The following is an 18,866-nucleotide window of genomic DNA, read 5'->3' as shown; positions in this document are numbered from 1 at the left end:
GTCCTGCCCGGACAGCGGTAGAAATGCGGCAGATAGTGCGAGGCGCGACGGGGCGGAGACACAGTGACGCGCAGCGGGCCGCCCGATTTCGACGCCGGGGACGGCCGCGGCGACCGCGGCGGCGACAACGGCCAGAGTACGGTCACCGCGGGATTCGCCGGCGGTCCGGATCCCGAACGTGTCGTCAGGGTCCGAGCCGTCGTGCGACCGAACGACGACACTCCGGACGGCACACCGTCAGTCTCCGTCGTCGTCGCCGGTTACCTCGTGGCCTCCGGATTGGTCCTGACGGCAGAAGCGGTCACGCGGTTCGGCTCCGCGGTTTCGCTGTCCGTCGAATTCGGTGTGGTCGAGGCGGTCGGTGCGGCTGGGGTCGGTGCGGCTGGGGCGGTTGCGGCCGGAGGCGTGCGCGCCGAAACCGCACCTTCCCCGACGTGGGCCGGCCCATCGTCAACCCAGCTCGGAACCGATGCCGCTGTCGCACGCCGACAACTCGACGTGGCGCTGGACGCCGCGGAGGACTACGCCTCACAGGTGCAGGCCGCCGCCGACGATTTCGCCACCGTTGTCGCGGAACTGTGCGACGCCTATTTCAGACGCTGGGAGGATGAGACCGCGACCCTCGCCCGGAAAGTGCGAACCCGGGTGAGAGAGCTGGTCTCGGACGGGCCGTCGGCCCCGGCTGACGACCCTGAGGTCCGCTCCATGGACCAGCGCATCCGTGAGGAGCAGTTTGCGATCGGCTCCTCGCTCGCGGCGAGCGAGCACGAGTGCGGCGAGATTTCGCTGGTTCCGGTGACCGAGACCGATCTGGTCGTTCGAGGGTTCCGAGATGAACTGAGGGCGAGCCGCCGGATGGCGCCCAGGGCACCCTCGCCAGACCGACCAGAACTCGGTGACGCCACCGGGGCCGGCGCCGCGGAACCCCGATACGAAGGTCTGGTCCGGCGGATCGCGGTGAGCGCCGCGGAACTACGCGCCCGCGTAAGTGAGGTCGCCGACGATACGTCTGACCGCGTGGACAGCAGGATCAAGGAAAGCGCTCCCTCTCGGCGCCTGATCGATCTGGTACACACGGTCGCCGATGACGTCGACACTCACCTCCTGAACAGCGCGGATGGCGCCGAGTCCGGTTCGCCGCCGCGGCGGTTCCCCACGGTCACCAGGGTTGCCGCCGTTCGCGAACTGACCAGAACCGCGGCGGACGAAGACCGGCGTATCCGAGATGGGCTGATCACCGCGAGGAGGGCGTTGGACGCTGCCCTCGCGACGGCGGACCGGGAGTTCGCCGTCACCGTCCCGCTGGTCCTGCGCGGCGAGGACCCATCGGGCGGCTCCGCCGGCGCCGGGGTCGAGCTGTTGTCACGGCGCCGGGCCGATGGCCGCCCGGAGCTTCCGCGCGGCGGTGCCGAGCCGCCCCGTCCAGAACCTTCGTCCGGCGACGTCGGCCAGCTTCCGGTCGCAGCAGGCATCCGATGGGCCGACGAGCGCTCCGGGCTGGCGTTGCTGGAGCTGCTGGAACCCGGACCGGACCGGCACGGCGAGGACCCGCCGTTCGTCACGCTGCCTCCGCAACGGGTCGGTCGGGCGTTCTACGGGATCGCGCGGTCCTCTCACCTGCGGGTCGAGGGCAAGGTGACGGCGGTGCCGGGGCAGGACGGCTCTGCCAACGGCCGTCCGGGGGCAGCGGCACCGCCTCGACTCCTGCTCGCGGTGGAGGCCTCGTACGATGCTCCCGGCGCCGACGTCGGGCCTGACGGTGCCGACGGTGCCCGTGCCCGTGACAGCGGTCGCGGCACCGACAGCGACAGCGACTGGGCGTCCCTGCGTGGCGCCCCCGTGTTCGTCAACGGCGGGTACGCGGGAACAGTGGTCGACGCGTGGGGATCGGACCTCTCCCCCGGCACTGGCTCGGGACGGCCGAGGCGGCAACTGCTGGTCAGCCCGCCGTCAGCCGCGCTGGCAGTTCTCCGGCGGCTGTCACGAGAACGTCGGGCGGCCCGCCACGGCGACGAACCCGGAGCCGGCGCCGAGAACGACGAGGCCTTCCGCACTCTGCTCGACGATCCGGACGACGTTCCCGAGATCAGGTCCGTCGTGCTGACCGAGCACACCGAGGTGGTCAGAACAGGGGAGGTGGTCCGAGTCGAGCCGGCCTTCAGGCTGTTGCCGGACGACGACAGCAGCCGTTCCAGCCCAGGGCTGCTGTTGGACTCGGCCCACGAGGTCGTCTCGTTCACGGGCCGGGACGACGAACTCCGCCAGCTGGTCGTCTGGTGTCGGGAGGGGCCGGGCGCGATTGCCGCCCGTCTGGTTACCGGGCCGGGCGGGTCCGGGAAGTCCCGGCTGGCCGCAGAACTGTGCCGAAGGCTCGAGAACGCAGGCTGGTCGGCGGGCTTCGCCAGCCTGGGAGAGCCTTCACCAGGCCCCGGCGCGGGTTTCCGCCCGGCAGGCGACCCTGGTTCCACGACACCCCCGGCACTCATCGTCGTCGACGACGTCGACCTGAACGCCGAGCAGGCCGGGCAGCTGCTCCGCAGGCTGACCCTCGACCGGTCGGGCAACCGCACCCGGCTGTTGCTGCTCGCCAGGCACCGGAAGTCCTGGTGGTGGCGGCGGTTCGCCACCAGCTCGGGCTCGGCCGCCGATCGCCTCCCGGGACTGGACAACTCGAAGGACCTCGTGCTCGGCGAGATCCCGTTGGCATCCGACGCACGGCGGCAGTTGGCCGGCGACGCGCACGTGGCATACGGCGAGGTCCTGCCGAGCCCCCGAGCTTCGTCGACCGACGGCGTGGCAAGTGACGTCCTGACCCACGTGCTGTCCAGCGGTGACCTCGGCCTCCCGCTGGTACTCCAGGCTCGGATGTTGCTCGAACGTCATCCGGAGGCCAGGAAGCTGCCTCCCGACGCCGGCCGCGACCTCGTGCTGCGTGAGCTGCTGATGGTGGAACGCCTGCACTGGCGCCGGTCGCTGAGGGATCACGTGGCCGACGGCCGGCCGAGCGGTCGCTTCCCGCGGACTGATGACCTGCACGAGGGCACGACGACGCACGACGGAATGGCGAGCCTCGCCGTCGCCGTCACCACACTGACCAGCCCGATCAGCAGGCGTGCGGCTGACGTACTGGTAGCCGCGGTTCCCGCGTTGGGCGAGGACGCGGCCGCACCCGACCGCGCCGCGCTGACGGCCTGGCTGTGCGACCTCCACCCGCGCCGCGCCGGCGGCGTCGAACCGCTGCGCCCCGATCTGCTGGCCGAGCAACTGCTCGCCGAGACCGCCGGTCAGACACTCGTTGACAGCTGGCATGCCGAAGGCTCGGTCGTCGATCACCTGAAGGATCTCACGGAAGGGATCATGGCCGTCCTGGCGCACACCGCGACCGGGACGGGTACCGGGACAGCCGTCCTGACGCCGGAAGAGGCTGAGGCTGCTGAGGACTGGATGTACGACGAGCTGCGGCGCTCGTTCCATCGCGACGCCGTGCGAAGCAGTGTCGGGAGGCTGGTCGCCGAGGGCACCGACGCACAGGGCTCCGGGACCGGCCGGACCAGCTGGACCGGTGGCCAGCGGTCGCGGCCGTCGGCACGGAACAGTCAGGCCGAGGTCGAGTTGGCACTCCAAAAACGTGTTGTGCAGGAGAAACGAGCCCGGCTCCGGCCGGAAGACCCGATCAGGGTCCGCCGTCTGGCCCAGGAGCTGCACTATCTCGCCGACCTCGTCTTCGCCCGAGATCCTTCGGCGGCCGGGACCTTGTACGACGAGGTCCTGGAGAAGTACGGGTCAGGCGACGAGTTCACGCACGACCGGGCCGACGTCCAGGTCAACCTGGCCAGGGTTCGGATGCGGTCCGATCCGGCCGTGGCGCTTGCGCTGGCGAACGAGGCTGTGGCCGGCTACGAGACGCTCATTCCGTACAACCGGGAGGCCTACCTGCGAAAGCTCACCGAGGCACGTGTCCTGGTGATGCGGGCGAAGGTCAACGAGGACCTCAACGGCCGTCCGCGGTCTTCCTCACGTCGCCGGTCTCCTGGCTCCTGAAACGGGATGCGCCTGATCAGGCCGAGCCGAGGTCCTTGGGCGGGCCGCCACTCGCCGCCGGGTCCTCGGGTGGCACATCCTCACCCGAGCCACCCGAACCGCCCGAACCGCCCGAACCGTTCGGGTGAGGCGGGCCGCTGATCCTGCCACGCCACCCGGCCAGCACGGGCCACGGCCTTCTGCTGGCCTCCTTGCGACGGGCGACAGCCTCGGTGCGTGGGCCCGGGCCCGGACCCCCGTCCGTTTCCGCGAGCCGGCGAGGCCTGGGCGCGCCCTGGTGGTCCCCGTCGTGCGGCCGGAACGGGTCCGCCTGGACCTCCTGCGTCAGCCGGCGTCGGATCTCGTCCGCATGCGCGGCGTCCACCTGGGAGTAGACCTCCCGAAGCCGCTCTGACCAGCGTTGTGCCCGATCCAGCTCCAGGTCGTGGTCGAGCTCGGCCAGGAACAGTTCCTTCTCAGCATCGCGACCGGCGATCTCCTCCCTGAGCTTCCGCCGAAGCCCGGCCTCGTGCAGCACGGTCGCCTCGTCGGCGGCGGCCGTCGTTTCGTACGCGCTCTCCTTCCCCAGCGACATCAGGAACTTGATGAAAATCGGCAGGCATTCGATCAGCAACGCCAGCGCGGCGACGGCGCCGTGGGCCGCGAACCCCGAACCACTGCTGAATGTGATCTTGTGGAGCGCATCGAGCCGTATCAGCATGCCGTCGTTGTTGGTGTTCCGCGCCTGGAACTCCGCCACGTTCCTGGCTTCGTCCGCCTCCAGGCGGGCCAGTTCTTTTTTGTCTTCTGCGGTGGTGATGCTCGCCGGCCTACCACGGGTACGGACGCCGTCGGCGGCGGTCTCCGCCGACCTCGCCTTGTCCAGTTCGGCTTTCTTCTCGGTGCGGTTGGCGACCAGTTGATCGATCTTGCTCTGGATCGAGGCCGCGGTGTCACCTTTTCCCGGGGCGCCGGTACGCCCCCTGCCGCTGATTTCGTCGGAGAGCTCGGTCTTGGCCGCGGTGATCTGGTTATCGATTGATGTCAGATCATCTTCCAGATTCTTTGTGGTCTGCCGAAGTTCGCTGGCGTCGGGCGTCTGGCTCGCGGCCTCGACATCCTCCGCGAGGCCGGCTATCTCCGCCCTGAGATCGGCGATCCGCAGGCCCGTCGGGTCGGTACGCCGATCCGCCAGGAACTCGGCCTCACGCTCGCTCTGGATCTCGGTCACCTTCGCTCGCACCTCGTCGTCGAAAATCGTGAGGACGAGCGGGGTCGAGATCACGACGCTGATCACGACGGCGAGGCAGAGGCGGGGGACCAGGTAGCCCACGTTCTGCCAGAACGTCTCCTGCCGGGGGAACGAGACCAGCCAACGGTCGAGGTTGGCGATGAACAGGCCCCAGCCGAATCCGAGCACGGCGCAGACCGGGAGGCTGGCATCGAGGGCGATCCGCATCGCGAAAGCGAGCGACAACCCGGCGATGACCGAGGTCCCCAGAATGACGCCGCCTGTACCGACGTACTTCGGCCGGTCTCCCGGAAACCGGTTCAGCACCGACCGCTGGGCGCCGACAAGGGCGATGAGCAGGTCGGATATTCGCCGCCGGTCCCGAGAACCCGACGAGATCTCGCCAGCCATGTTCCCCCCGTGGCTGTTGGCTGCATACGAGCGACCGCGTGCTCGGATGCCTCCCCGGCGGGCAGCGCGATACCCGGGCCGGTATGGCACCCGGGAACGTCGGGAGCCGTTTCCGGCACCATACGGCGCGGCTCGCGCACAGATGTCCGCCGCCGGAAATCGACGGGGTGTCGTGCGCGGTCAGCGGCGCTCCGGTGGGCACTTGGTGGCCACGTTGACAATCTGGAGGACTTCTCGGTGGAGCGTGCGACTCGCCGTGTCCTTGTCGAGGCCGACGAGGTTGATCCAGGGCAGTTCAGCCAACACTCCGGCCGGCGCACAGTCGGCGACTATGACAGTGAACACCCGGTCGGTATGGCGGCGGGTCGCGTTGAGCACCGCACCCCACTCGGTGGCACCGTCATCGTCCGGTCCGAGGTAGGCCGGAGACAACACCGCGACCACCCACGCCGACCGCGGCGCATCCTGCTTCGTCCGGTCCACCATTCCCGAGGCGAGGGGGGCATCCGCATCGGGAAGACAGACGGAAGGCGGTACTCGAGACGATTGGCCCAACTGTGCAAGCTCACCGGCGATCCATCTCGCCCAGGCCCGGTCCTTCTCGTCCCCCGTCACATAGCTGACGAAAAATCCATACTCCTCCGCCGCGGGCTCGCGCGGCTCGGGGCGACCAGCCGCACGCACGGGAACGGTCGGGCCGGGGGACGGAAAACCACCGGCCGGTGACACGCTCTCGGCCGGCGTGTCGTCGATGTCCGGGAACATACTCGGCTCAAAAGCCGGGTTGGCCGGCCAATCGTCATGGGCTGCGGCCAGCAGCAGCTTCCGGCCGCCCCTGAGTATTCCTTTCTCCAGGAGATCATTGATCATCCACCAGTATTTTTTGGCATTTACCTGGCTGACCTCTGGCAGGCTGTCCTTCGGAAAGCCAGCCCTCCTGAGAAAGTCCCGAGCTTCCACCGGGCTTTCGTAAACATTGATGAAAGCCCTGAGTTCCGTCTCGGTGAACCCCCCGCACATCCCAGCTCCCCGAACCCCCGAACCGAGTCGGCACGGTGTGTCCGTCGTGCCCGCTACCGAAGACGGTGATCGTACCGTCTGGCACTGTGTCCGCTATCTGCGCAGCATCCCCCGCAGCCGTGAGCGGGTGGGCCAGGACTGCGGCCCGGCGACCTCGTACCCCGGCAGGACCCGCTGCGCCACGTCGACGAGCAGCGCGACGTCGATCGGGCGCAGCACCACGCCGGCGGCCAGGATGTAGTCCGCGACCCCGGCCACGGGCAACAGCAGGACACCATCGACCAGTGCGAGGCCATCCGGCACCTCCGCCCGCGCGAACGCGACGACCGACTGTGCCTCGAGCTGCCAGCCGGCGGGCAGCTCGGCGACGAGCTGGCTGGTGGCCTCCTCGCCCATCCACGCGACCAGACCGAGCATGGCGCGCAGCGGCACCTTGCCAGCCCACACACCCGCCGGGTTCTGCCTGATCGGACCGCCGTGGGTGTCGGTCTCGATCACCCAGGCTCCGGACGGGCCGATGACCAGGTGGTCGATGTTGCCCGCGGAGTCCGCGAGCTGCCGGTCGTGGAGCACGGTGTAGCCGGCGCGGCCGAGCCGGTCCAGGGAGCGGGCGGTGCGGCGCTCGGCCTCGGCATCCACTCGCCAGGCCTCGATCTCCGGTGGAACGCGGTAGTAGCGGATGGCGAACGCACCGAGGACGACGAGCGCGCCGAGCACCGCGGCCTGCGCCACCCGTACGGCCGGTAACCCGCCCAGACCGCAGAGAAACCCGGCGAGCGCACCCGCGCCGGCAGCGCCGACAGCCGCCACGACGGCCACCCGTCGTGATCTGTCGCCGCGCTCCGCCGCGTACAGCTGCCGTCGACGCTGGTACTCGGCCATGGCCGTCCGGCCAGCCGGCACGCGATCATGAGTATCCGCGGTCACCACCTCCTGTCAGCTCGGTACCGCCGCCGCGCTTCGGGGGACCGCAGGTGGGTACCGCGAGTCTGCCGCGATCCGGTCACCGGGCGCTACCAGCAATCTTCATCGTGAGGATCACACTTCCATCGAAAACGCGACCGCAACAGCCCGGAAGCGTGGAATAACCGAAAGAACTACCGAAGATGTACACGCCCCCGTCTGGGAAGTGGTGGCTGCCCCCACGCCTTGTGTCAGGTGGAGAGTGTCAGGTGGAGACAGCCCACAACCCACGGCGCTGCGCCCGCTGCCCGACGAGGGGTAGCCGAGCCGCCACTGTGGGGAGAACGCCCTCACGATAGGCGCCTGTCGACGTGGCCGAGGCGCAGGGAGAGGAGCCACTCGATGCCACTTCGCGTGACACCTGAGGCTTCTGGACGCAGGCAAACGGGTCGGACCAGCCCCAACGGCCCGACCGGTCAGCCCGAGACGACCGACGAGGCGGCCCACATAAAGATCACATCCGCGTCTACTTCCTCCGCTGAGTCCGCCGCGGCGGAGCTGCGGTCGTTCGACGACCTCGTCGAACTCGCCACCCGCGACGTCACCAGCACCGATGCCACAGCCGAGGGCTCGGCCGGGTCCGGAGCAGGAGCGGGAGCCCCGGCCGGAGAAGGCGCCACCGGACGGGCGGACACCCGCCGGGTCGGCATCGAGCTCGAGTGGCTCGTCGTCGACGTCGCACGTCCATCCCGCTCCGTCCCGCCGGACGAGACGGCTGCGGCCCTCGTCGAGGCGCTCGGAACCGCAGGGGCGCCCGGAACCGCAGGGGCATCCGGAGCCGCAGGGGCATCCGGAGCCGCAGGGGCATCCGTCCGGTCGGGCCGGCCGGAACCAGGGCCGGGGGCGGGGGCCGGAGCGCCGGCCTCGCCGGCCTCGCCGACCTCGCCGACCTCGCACTCACTGCCCTCGCTGCCCTCGCTGCCCGGCGGCAGCCGGCTCACCTTCGAACCGGGCGGGCAGCTCGAGCTGTCCGGTCCGCCGCTCGCCCTGGCGGAAGCCGTCGCCGCGATGCGCGGCGACCTCACGCTCGTCCGCGGCGCGCTCGCCCGCCACGGCCTCGGTCTGGCCGGCCTCGGGGTGGACCCGCTGCGGCCACCGCGCCGCCACACGGCGGCCTCCCGGTACGTGGCGATGGAGGAGCATTTCCGCGCCGTCGGCGGTGAGGCCGGGCTGACGATGATGTGCTCCACCGCGTCTGTCCAGGTCAACCTGGACAGCGGTGCCGACGTCACGCAGACCGTCGAGCGTTTCCGGCTCGCCCACGCCCTGGAGCCGGTGCTGATCGCGATGTTCGCCGCGTCGCCGATGCCGGCCGGCCAGCCGCTCACCTGGCAGTCCGGCCGGCAGGAGGTCTGGGCCAGGATCGACCCGAGCCGCACCGGCCCCGTCCTGCCCGACCCGACGGTGCCGCCGACCGAATGGAACCCGCGCGGCGGAACCGACCATCTGGCCTGGCTGTGGGCGCGGTACCTGCACGACGCCCACCTCATGATGATCGCGGGGGACGACGGCGAGTATCAGGCCGTCGGGCACCGGGCGACCTTCGGCGACTGGCTGGCGGGCGGGCGGGCCGCGCCGAGCACCCGCCGGCCGACGCGCCAGGACCTCGGCTGGCATGCGACGACCCTCTTCCCGCCGGTCCGTCCACGCGGCTGGCTGGAGCTGCGTTACCTGGACGCGCAGCCGTCGGAGCTCTGGCCGGTCCCGGTGGCCGTCGCGTCGGTCCTGTTCGACGATCCGCTCGCCGCCCGCGAGGCCCTCGCGGCCAGTGTGGCGGTCGCCGGCCGGGCCCGGCTGGCGGCCCGGCTGGGGCTGCGGGACCCGGCGCTGCACCGCGCGGCGGTGCGGTGCGTCGACCTCGCCGTGGAGGCGCTCAGTCGCGCCGGCGGTGATCCGGAGCTGCGCCTCGCCGTCGAGGCCTTCGCGGATCGCTACACCCGGCGGCGACGCTCGCCGGCCGATGACCTGAGCCTGCGCCTGGCCGCCCGCGGGCCGGCGGAGCTGCTACGCGAGGAGGCGTCCCAGTGCGTCCTGGTCCCCTGACCGCGGCGGCGGTGGCCGGCGAGCTCGACGCCGCCCGGCGCCGCTCCCTCGCCTACACCGACCTCACCGACGACGATCTGCTGCGCCAGCACTCTCCCCTGATGTCGCCGCTGGTGTGGGACCTCGCCCACGTCGGCAACTACGAGGAGATCTGGCTGCTGCGCGCGCTGACCGAGGCCAGGGAGCTGCACGCCGGGCTGGACGACATCTACGACGCCTTCCGGCACAAGCGGGCCACCCGGACGTCCCTGCCGCTGCTCGGCCCGGCCGAGGCCCGCGGCTACCTGCGGGACGTCCGCGCCCGGGTGCTGGACGTCCTCGCCGCGCTGGAGCCCGATCTGCTGCTGCCACGTCCCGGCGCCGAGGCGGGGGCGCGGGCCGAGGCAGGGGCGGGGGCGGAGGCGGTTCCGCGGAACCGGCTGCTGGCCGACTCGTTCGTGTACGGCATGGTCATCCAGCACGAGCACCAGCACGACGAGACGATGCTCGCCACGCTGCAGCTACGCACGGGGCCGCCCGTCCTGGCGGACCCCGCGGACGCAGACGGCCCGGGTGGACAGGGCCCGGGTGTACAGGGCCGAGGTGGACAGGGCCCGGGCGGAGAGACGGCCGGCATCTCGGCACGGGCGGCGGGCGACACGGACGAGGTCCTGGTCCCGGCCGGCGAGTTCACGATGGGGACGTCGACCGAACCGTGGGCCTACGACAACGAACGGCCCGCGCACACCGTCCACCTGCCCGCCTTCCACATCGGCCGGTTCCCGGTCACGAACCAGGCGCAGATGGAGTTCATCGCCGACGGCGGCTATGACGACGAGCGGCTCTGGTCGGCCGACGGCTGGGCCTGGCGCTGCAAGGAGGACCTGAGCGCGCCGCTGTTCTGGTCCCGCGACGGCGATGTGTGGACGCGACAGCGCTTCGGGCGGGTCGAGCCTGTCCCGCCGGACGAGCCGGTGCAGCATGTGTGCTGGTATGAGGCCGAGGCGCACGCCCGCTGGGCCGGGCGGCGGCTGCCCACGGAGGCCGAGTGGGAGAAGGCCTGCGCGCACGACCCTGTCACCGGGCGTTCACGGCGGTATCCATGGGGCGACACCGACCCGACGTCCGAGCTTGCGAACCTGGGGCACGGGCGGGCCAGGCCCGCGCCGGTCGGTAGCCGGCCGGCCGGGGCCAGCCCGTGCGGAGCCGAACAGATGATCGGGGACGTATGGGAGTGGACCGCGAGCGGATTCACTCCGTATCCCGGATTCGCCTCGTTCCCGTATCGGGAGTACAGCGAGGTCTTCTATCCTCAGGGCGGCGAGTCCGCCGGTTATCGGGTGTTGCGGGGCGGTTCCTGGGCGACCCACTCCAGTGCGGTCCGGTCCACCTTCCGCAACTGGGACTTTCCGATCCGCAGGCAGATCTTCGCCGGGTTCCGGCTCGCGCGCGACGCCGGGCCATCCTGAGGAAGGGGGCACCTGTGTGCCGCCATCTGGCCTGGCTCGGGGCTCCTCGCACGCTCGCGGCGCTCACCGTCGACCCGCCGTTCGGCCTGCTGCGCCAGTCCTGGGCGCCACGCCGGATGCGGCACGGAACCATCAACGCAGACGGTTTCGGAGTCGGCTGGTACGCGCCGGCGCTGCGCCCGGAACCGGCGCGTTACCGGCGCGCCGTGCCCATGTGGACGGATGCCTCGTACGAATCGATCGCAGGAACGATCAGTTCGTCCTGTGTGCTCGCCGCCGTGCGCAGCGCGACTGTCGGCATGCCGGTGGAGGAGACCGCGACGGCGCCGTTCACCCACGGCACGCTGCTGATGAGCCACAACGGCCGGGTGAATGCCGAGGCCGCGATGAGTGAGCTGCTGGCCCGGCCCGGCGCACCGGTGCCGGACTCCCGCTGCGACTCGGCCATCGTGGCCGCGCTGCTCTGGGAGAGCACGTCCCGGCTGCCGCTACCGAAGGCCGTGGCGGATGTCGTACTGACCCTGAGTGAGCTCACCGAACCGGACGGGACTCCGGCCCGGCTCAACCTCCTGGTCACGGATGGCACCCAGATCGTGGCCACCACCTGGCGGGACACCCTCAGCTACCGGGCGGGGCCGGACGGCGTTCTCGTCGCAAGCGAGCCGGACGACGACGACAGCGATGACAGCGCCAGCGATGACAGCGCCAGCGCCAGCGATGACAGCGACAGCGACGACAAAGGTGACAGCGACGGCAGCGGCAACAGCAACAACGGCGACAGTTCGGGCTGGATCGACGTACCCGACCTACATCTCCTGGTGGCCGACACACGCAAAGTCACTCTTAGTAGTTTGATCTCTTAGAACGGCTACTGTGAGTCGCACGAGTAGACGGAGGGCCCACGTTGACATCCAGGACACCCGCAACTGCCACGGGAGCGCGCGGGTCCGCCTTCGCCGGAGCCAGCGGCGGCGACCCGAGCGGCATCCGCGACGAGCCCACCCGACCGCAGGACGCAACAGCCAACGGATTGGGGTCGGGGTCCGTGCCGGGCACCGGTATCACTGTCACACGCCACCTTGCGTCCGCCGAACGGCACGCGTCCCTCGCCGCCGACGTCCGCACCGGGCTGACCGCGAATCCGCGCGAGCTGCCGCCCAAGTGGTTCTACGACGCCACCGGCAGCCTGCTGTTCGACCGGATCACCCGGCTGCCCGAGTACTACCCGACCCGGCGCGAACACGCGGTGCTCGCCGCCAACGCCGCGCGGATCGCCGCGGCCTGCCCGGCGACGACGCTGATCGAACTGGGTTCGGGCACGTCGGAGAAGACCCGTCTGCTCCTGGACGCGCTGCGCAACGCCGGGGTGCTCCGTCGCTTCGTCCCGTTCGACGTCGACGAGGAGACCCTGTTGCGGGCGGGCCAGGACATCCTCCGCTCCTACCCGGGCACCTCCGTGCACGCCGTCGTCGGCGACTTCGAACGCCACCTGGCCTTCCTCCCCGGCTCCGCGGGCGGCGACAGCGGGAGCGCGGGCGGCATGGCGGGCGACCGGCGGCTCGTCGCCTTCCTCGGCGGCACGATCGGGAACCTGCGTCCCGAGACCCGCGGGACGTTCCTGCGCGCCCTGCGGGACCAGTTCCACGACGGCGACGCGCTGCTGCTCGGCACCGACCTCGTCAAGGACCCCGCCCGCCTGGTCGCGGCGTACGACGACAGCGCCGGTGTGACGGCAGCCTTCAACCGCAACGTGCTCTCCGTGATCAACCGGGAGCTCGACGCCGACTTCGACCTGCGCGGCTTCGCGCACGTCGCGACCTGGGATCCGGAGAACTCCTGGATCGAGATGCGGCTGCGCAGCGTCCGCGAGCAGGAGGTCAGCGTGCGCGCCCTCGGCCTGGTCACCCGCTTCGGCGCGGACGAGCAGATGCGCACCGAGATCAGCGCCAAGTTCACGCTCGAAGGCATCCGGGCCGAGCTCGCGGCGGCCGGCCTCGGCACCAGCGCGCAGTGGACCGACCCGGACGGCGACTTCGCGCTGACGCTGGCCGTCCCGGCCTGAGCCGGGACGGCCGCCAGGCCGGTGGTCAGGACTGAGCCGGTGATCAGCCGGTGATCAGCCGGTGATCAGCCCGACGTCGCGGGCGGCGCCGGTCGACGCCGAGGTCGCCATCGCCGCGTACGCGCGCAACGCGGCCGACACCTGGCGCTCCCGGCCCACCGGGCGGTAGCCGGCACCGGCCTCGATCTCCGCCCGCCGCGCAGCGAGCTCCTCCTCCGACACCAGCAGCTCCAGCCGCCGGGTCGGGATGTCGATCTCGACGATGTCGCCGTCACGCACCAGCGCGATCGGCCCGCCGTGCGCCGCCTCCGGCGAGACATGGCCGATCGACAGGCCCGAGCTGCCGCCGGAGAAACGGCCGTCGGTGATCAGAGCGCACTGCGGGCCGAGCCCACGGCCCTTGAGGAACGCGGTCGGGTAGAGCATCTCCTGCATGCCCGGGCCGCCGCGCGGGCCCTCGTAGCGGACGATGATCACATCGCCGGCCTTGACGACCTTGTTCAGGATCGCGTCGACCGCGGCCTCCTGGCTTTCCACCACCACAGCCGGACCGCGGAACGACCACTGGCTTTCGGGGACGCCGGCGGTCTTCACCACGGCGCCGTCGGGCGCCAGGTTGCCACGGAGCACAGCGAGACCACCGTCGGCCGAGTAGGCGTGCGCCACCGAGCGGATGCAGCCCTTCTCCGCGTCGGTGTCGAGGGTGTCCCACCGGTTCGTCGAGCTGAACGGCTCGACGGTACGCACCCCGCCGGGCGCCGCGTGGAACAGCTCGACCGCGTCCGGGGACGGATCCGCGCCGCGCACGTCCCAGCGATCGAGGAACTCGCGCAGGCTCGCCGCGTGCACACTGTGCACGTTCGGGTCGAGCAGCCCACCGCGGTCGAGCTCACCGAGGATCGCCGGGATCCCGCCGGCCCGGTGGACGTCCTCCATGTAGTAGTCGGTCGAGCTCGGCGCCACCTTGCACAGGCAGGCCACCGACCGGGAGATCTGGTCGATGTCGTCGAGCGTGACGTCGACACCGGCCTCGACGGCGGCGGCGAGCAGGTGCAGCACCGTGTTCGTGGAGCCGCCCATCGCGACGTCCACCGTGAAGGCGTTGCGGAACGCGGCCGCGGTCGCGATCGAGCGCGGCAGGACGGCCTCGTCGTCCTTCTCGTAGTAGCGCCGGGCCAGGTCGACGACCAGGCGGCCGGCCTCGACGAACAGGCCGCGGCGCGCCGCGGAGGTCGCCAGCGCCGACCCGTTGCCCGGCAGCGCCAGGCCCAGCGCCTCGGTCAGGCAGTTCATCGAGTTCGCGGTGAACATCCCGGAACAGGAGCCGCAGGTCGGGCAGGCGGAACGCTCGATGGTGTCGAGCTGCTCGTCACTCACCGCCGGGTTCACCGCGGCGATCATCGCGTCGATCAGGTCCAGCCGGGAGCGGGCCACCCCGCCGGTGATGACGGCCTGCCCCGACTCCATCGCCCCGCCGGACACGAACACGGTGGGGATGTTCAGCCGCAGCGCGGCCAGCAGCATGCCCGGGGTGATCTTGTCACAGTTGGAGATGCAGACCAGCGCGTCGGCGCAGTGCGCGTTGACCATGTACTCGACGCTGTCCGCGATGATCTCCCGGGACGGCAGGGAGTACAGCATGCCGCCGTGGCCCATCGCGATCCCGTCGTCCACGGCGATCGTGTTGAACTCCTTGGCCACACCGCCCGAGCCGACCACGGCATCCGCGACGATCGTCCCCAGATCGCGCAGGTGGACGTGGCCTGGGACGAACTGGGTGAAGCTGTTCGCGATCGCGATGATCGGCTTGCCGAAGTCGTCATCCGTCATGCCGGTGGCCCGCCAGAGAGCGCGGGCACCGGCCATGTTGCGGCCGTGGGTGGTGGTGCGGGAACGCAGAGCGGGCATCTCGACCTCTGGGCTGGAATTTCGGGGCACGAACGGACGGTGTGCTCGGGACGCCAGACCTGGGCTCGGGCGGGTGGGCACCGATCCACATCGTCCGCGTCGCCCGCACAGCGGGGCCGACACCGAGGTTCCCGAGCCGACCGCAGACACTCCAGGCGCGCCCCGGTCCGGAGGCTCGCCACCGCTCAGGCTACGCCCTGCATCCGTCGGGACGTCGTCGGGACGCCGTCGGGACGGCGACGGTGCCGGTCAGGGCGTCCAGCCTCGACCCGGGCCGAAACCCGGGTCGTCGGTCCCGTCGGTGTCATCGATGCCCGACGGACCCGTCGGTCCGTTCGGCGCCGAGGGCGGCCCGGACGTGCCTCGCCGACCGGTGCGGCCAGGCCGGTCAGGCCCGCCCGGCCCCGGTGGCCTGTCGGGCCCGCTGGGCCGGCCAGGACCGGACCCTGAGCCGGAGTCGGGGCCGAGACCGGAACCGCCGGATTCGGTGGCCAGGAACTCCAGCCAGGTCGGATCGATATCCGCTTGCGTGTTCGGATCCGGCCGGTCGGGATCCGGCCCCGGCGTCTCCGGCGCCGGCACGTCGGCTGCGGGGAACGGGCCTGGCGTTGACGGATTCCCATGGGCGGCGTCCCCGGGCGCCGGTTCCGCGGAACCGGGTGGGGGAGTCCCGGGCAGACCGGTGCTTCCTTCCGGCGGCGGTGCCGCGAACGGGTACCCGGCCCGACGGCCGGCGCCCGGCGGCGGCTGGGGGGCAGGCGTCCAGCCCGGCTCATCAGGCCGGCCGTGCGGCGGGACGAACGGCTCACCGGCTGGCGTCGCGGCTCCGGGGTAGCCCGGATGGGCGACCTGACCCGCGTTCCCCGGGTACCCCGGGTAGTGGGGTGGATACCCCTGATACCCCGGGACGCCCGGACCGCTCCCCGGGTAGTGCGGGTACCCCGGCGGACCGTACGGCCCATACGGGCCAGCCGCCCCCGGTGCTCCGGGCACTCCCGGCGCACCCGGCGTTCCGGGCGCTCCCGGTGCTCCGGGAACGCCGGGCGCACCCCCCGGCTGGGCGGTGCCGTACCCGACCGGGCCTCCGAGCAGCCGCGAACCCGGCTGTGGCCCCGTCGCCCGGTTGAAGCGCGCGACCGTCCTCGACCCTTGCCGGCCTCGCCACCACCGGTTGATCAGCACCACGAGGACCAACGAGGCGACGGTGCCCAGCAGCGGAGCGACGTCATGGTCCTCGTACCCGATCAGCTGGTAGACGCTCAGCACGCCGATGAAGGCGTAGCCGGTCACGAAGAAGACGATCGGGCGGAACCTCACCCGCTCGACCACCCTGCGCAGCACGATCGCGACGAAAAGCCACAGAAGGAAACCGAAGAAGACGGCGGTGAGCGGAGCGAAGACGAGGTACTCGAAGAACGTGGCCATCGGTTCAGGCTGGCCCGGGGCGCGCTAGGCCGACGAGCCCGGCGCGGCCGGCTCCGGGCGGTCCGCGATCGCCACGACGTGCTCCACCGACGGGTCGCCGGCGAAGAACGGCGACAGCGCCGCCCGCCACCGGGTGAACCGGTCGGAGCCGCGGAACGTCTCGGTGTGTGCCTCCAGGCTGTCCCAGTCGACGAGCAGCACGAACCGGGACGGCGACTCGACACCCCGCGTCATCCGGACGGACCGACATCCAGGGGTGCTGACCAGCTCATGGCGGACAAGCCGATAGGCCGCCGCGAAGTCGTCCTCGCTGCCAGGCCTGACTTCGAACCTCGCGACCTCGACCACCCCGGAGTCGCGCGGGGGAACACCGGAAACGCTCATGGCGTCCAGTCTGTCACCGAGGACCGGGGACTTCAGGCCGGCTGCCACGACCAGTGGCACGTTTGCCCGTGGTCCGACGCTGCGATGTGGTTGTGACGCGACCGACGATCAGTTGGCCATGTCGACGAAGCGCGAGTAGTGGCCCTGGAACGCGACCGTGACCGTGCCGGTGGGGCCGTTACGGTGCTTGGCGATGATGAGGTCGGCCTCGCCGGCGCGGGCGGACTCCTTCTCCACCGCGTCCTCGCGGTACAGCAGGATGACCGCGTCGGCGTCCTGCTCGAGGCTTCCGGACTCACGCAGGTCGGACACCTGCGGGCGCTTGTCGGCCCGCTGCTCGGAGGCACGGTTGAGCTGCGAGATCGCCACGACCGGAACCTCCAGCTCCTTCGCCAGCAGCTTCAGTGACCGCGAGATCTCGCTGACCTCCTGCTGGCGGCTCTCCACCTTCTTCGGCGACGACATGAGCTGCAGGTAGTCGAGGATGACCAGGCGCAGGTCGTTGCGCTGCTTGAGGCGCCGGGCCTTGGCCCGGATCTCCATCATCGTCAGGTTCGGGCTGTCATCGATGTACAGCGGCGCCTCCGCGACCTCGCCCATCCGCCGGGCGAGCCGGCCCCAGTCGTCGTCCGTGAGCCGACCGGTGCGGATGTTCTGCAGCGACACCCGAGCCTCCGCGGAGAGCAGCCGCATGGTGATCTCCATACGGCTCATCTCCAGCGAGAAGATGACCGAGGTCATCCCGTTCTTGATGGACGCGGCCCGGGCGAAGTCCAGGCCAAGGGTGGACTTTCCGACCGCGGGCCGGGCCGCGACGATCCAGAGCTGGCCGCCGTGCAGGCCGTTGGTGAGCTCGTCGAGGTCGGTGAAGCCGGTCGGGACGCCGGTGAGCGCCCCGTCATGGCCCTGGATGGCCTCGATCTCCTCCAGCGCCGGGTTGAGCAGCTCCCCGAGGGGGGTGTAGTCATCACTGGACCGCCGCTCCGTCACCTCGTACACGGCGGCCTGGGCCCGGTCGACGACCTCGCTCACGTCGGGTGCGGGGCCGAAGGCGAGCTGGACGATGCGGGTACCGGCTTCGGCCAGCCGGCGCAGGACGGCCTTCTCCGCGACGATCCGGGCGTAGTAGCCGGCGTTCGCCGCGGTCGGGACGCTGGAGATCAGCGTGTGCATGTAGGCGGGCCCACCGACCCGCTCCAGCAGGTTCTGCCGGCCGAGCTCGGCGGCGACGCTGATGACGTCGGCCGGCTCACCCCGCCCGTAGAGATCACCGATCGTCTCGAACACGGTCGCGTGTGCCGGCCGGTAGAAGTCGTTCGCGGTGAGCACCTCGACGACGTCGGCGATCGCGTCCTTCGAGAGCAGCATCCCGCCGAGCACGCTCTGCTCGGCCGGAAGATCGTGCGGCGGGGTCCGGTCGAACTCGACCGGCGCTCCGGACCCGCGATTGATATCGGTGACGCTCACGCCCTACCCCCCCGCCCTGGGCCCACCCGAACCCGGCCCGTCAACGGCGGGCCCATCCGACGCAGGCCCGCCCCAGCCACCGAAATCGAACCTATGTTCGATTGGCCTGCGGGACCTGTCAACTCGCCCGTCCGCCCGACCACCTCAAGATCATTAACCCCCCGCCCGTACGGACTATCCCGATCCAGGGGATAGCTAGCCAGTGTGGAGGGTCCGACAGTAGGCGCAGACACAGGGAGGCTCCAAAAAGTTGTCCACAGCACCCTGTGGACAACCTGTTGGTAACTGCGGAAGATCTGGGGACCACCTCGGGATAGTGCCCCGACCGGTTGTGGACAGGGCCCTGCGATCCTGACGCGAACCCGCAGCGCGCAACGGCCAGCGGCCCGATCCAACCTGTGGACGGAAAATAGTTCAGCCGACTTTCGGGCTACTGCGCAGGCTGGCCCATTCGGGCTATATCGCCCTAACGTCCGATCTCACC

General features: G+C 71.0%; 12 protein-coding genes. 5 read left to right on the top strand and 7 right to left on the bottom strand.

Annotated elements, in window-relative coordinates; translation table 11 throughout:
- Window positions 1-63 precede the first annotated feature (63 nt).
- Window positions 64-4,041, top strand: a complete 3,978-nt coding sequence (locus CcI49_RS25335) for a hypothetical protein (RefSeq protein WP_076829967.1) — start codon at window positions 64-66, stop codon at window positions 4,039-4,041.
- Between the two features lie 16 nt (window positions 4,042-4,057).
- Here CcI49_RS25335 and CcI49_RS25330 read toward each other — a convergent pair whose 3' ends face one another.
- The 3 genes from CcI49_RS25330 to CcI49_RS25320 all read right to left on the bottom strand — a co-directional run bounded on the left by CcI49_RS25330 (window position 4,058) and on the right by CcI49_RS25320 (window position 7,564).
- Window positions 4,058-5,662: a DUF4407 domain-containing protein gene (locus CcI49_RS25330; RefSeq protein ID WP_076829964.1), complete on the bottom strand. Its 1,605-nt coding sequence runs from the start codon at window positions 5,660-5,662 to the stop codon at window positions 4,058-4,060.
- Between the two features lie 180 nt (window positions 5,663-5,842).
- The gene (locus tag CcI49_RS25325; RefSeq protein WP_076829961.1) at window positions 5,843-6,682 is read right to left on the bottom strand and encodes a toll/interleukin-1 receptor domain-containing protein; all 840 of its coding nucleotides are present in this window, start codon (window positions 6,680-6,682) and stop codon (window positions 5,843-5,845) included.
- Between the two features lie 93 nt (window positions 6,683-6,775).
- Window positions 6,776-7,564, bottom strand: a complete 789-nt coding sequence (locus CcI49_RS25320; RefSeq protein WP_054569144.1) for a nuclease-related domain-containing protein — start codon at window positions 7,562-7,564, stop codon at window positions 6,776-6,778.
- Between the two features lie 423 nt (window positions 7,565-7,987).
- Between CcI49_RS25320 and egtA the strand changes: the two genes are divergently transcribed.
- From egtA to egtD, 4 genes are all read left to right on the top strand, one after another.
- Window positions 7,988-9,688 (top strand): ergothioneine biosynthesis glutamate--cysteine ligase EgtA, encoded by a 1,701-nt coding sequence (gene egtA / locus CcI49_RS25315; protein WP_076829958.1) that lies wholly within the window; start codon window positions 7,988-7,990, stop codon window positions 9,686-9,688.
- Window positions 9,670-11,136, top strand: coding sequence for an ergothioneine biosynthesis protein EgtB (egtB, locus tag CcI49_RS25310; protein WP_076829955.1), 1,467 nt, complete (start codon window positions 9,670-9,672; stop codon window positions 11,134-11,136). Before egtA ends, egtB begins: the two co-directional genes overlap by 19 nt.
- Window positions 11,137-11,150: 14 nt before the next feature.
- Entirely contained in the window at window positions 11,151-11,999 is an 849-nt protein-coding gene (gene egtC / locus CcI49_RS25305) for an ergothioneine biosynthesis protein EgtC (protein ID WP_076829953.1), read from the top strand.
- 182 nt (window positions 12,000-12,181) lie between these two features.
- Window positions 12,182-13,198 carry an L-histidine N(alpha)-methyltransferase gene (gene egtD / locus CcI49_RS25300; RefSeq protein ID WP_235498181.1) on the top strand — a complete coding sequence of 339 codons (1,017 nt, stop codon included), beginning with the start codon at window positions 12,182-12,184 and terminating at the stop codon, window positions 13,196-13,198.
- A gap of 54 nt (window positions 13,199-13,252) precedes the next feature.
- On the opposite strand, the gene ilvD is transcribed toward egtD, so the two are convergent.
- The 4 genes from ilvD to dnaB all read right to left on the bottom strand — a co-directional run bounded on the left by ilvD (window position 13,253) and on the right by dnaB (window position 18,382).
- A complete protein-coding gene (ilvD, locus tag CcI49_RS25295) occupies window positions 13,253-15,106 on the bottom strand; it encodes a dihydroxy-acid dehydratase (protein WP_054568813.1) in 1,854 nt (617 codons plus the stop codon).
- Between the two features lie 249 nt (window positions 15,107-15,355).
- On the bottom strand, window positions 15,356-16,531 hold the full coding sequence (locus CcI49_RS42205) for a hypothetical protein (protein WP_076829950.1): 1,176 nt from the start codon (window positions 16,529-16,531) through the stop codon (window positions 15,356-15,358).
- Between the two features lie 24 nt (window positions 16,532-16,555).
- Window positions 16,556-16,915, bottom strand: a complete 360-nt coding sequence (locus tag CcI49_RS25285; protein WP_054569145.1) for an antibiotic biosynthesis monooxygenase family protein — start codon at window positions 16,913-16,915, stop codon at window positions 16,556-16,558.
- Window positions 16,916-17,023: 108 nt separating this feature from the next.
- The gene (gene dnaB, locus CcI49_RS25280; RefSeq protein ID WP_054568815.1) at window positions 17,024-18,382 is read right to left on the bottom strand and encodes a replicative DNA helicase; all 1,359 of its coding nucleotides are present in this window, start codon (window positions 18,380-18,382) and stop codon (window positions 17,024-17,026) included.
- Between the last annotated feature and the right edge of the window lie 484 nt (window positions 18,383-18,866).

It is taken from the genome of Frankia sp. CcI49 (assembly GCF_001983215.1).
GTDB classification, from domain to species: domain Bacteria; phylum Actinomycetota; class Actinomycetes; order Frankiales; family Frankiaceae; genus Parafrankia; species Parafrankia irregularis.
The sequence above is the reverse complement of the archived record's forward strand: the minus strand, read 5'-3'. Positions and strand labels throughout refer to the sequence as shown.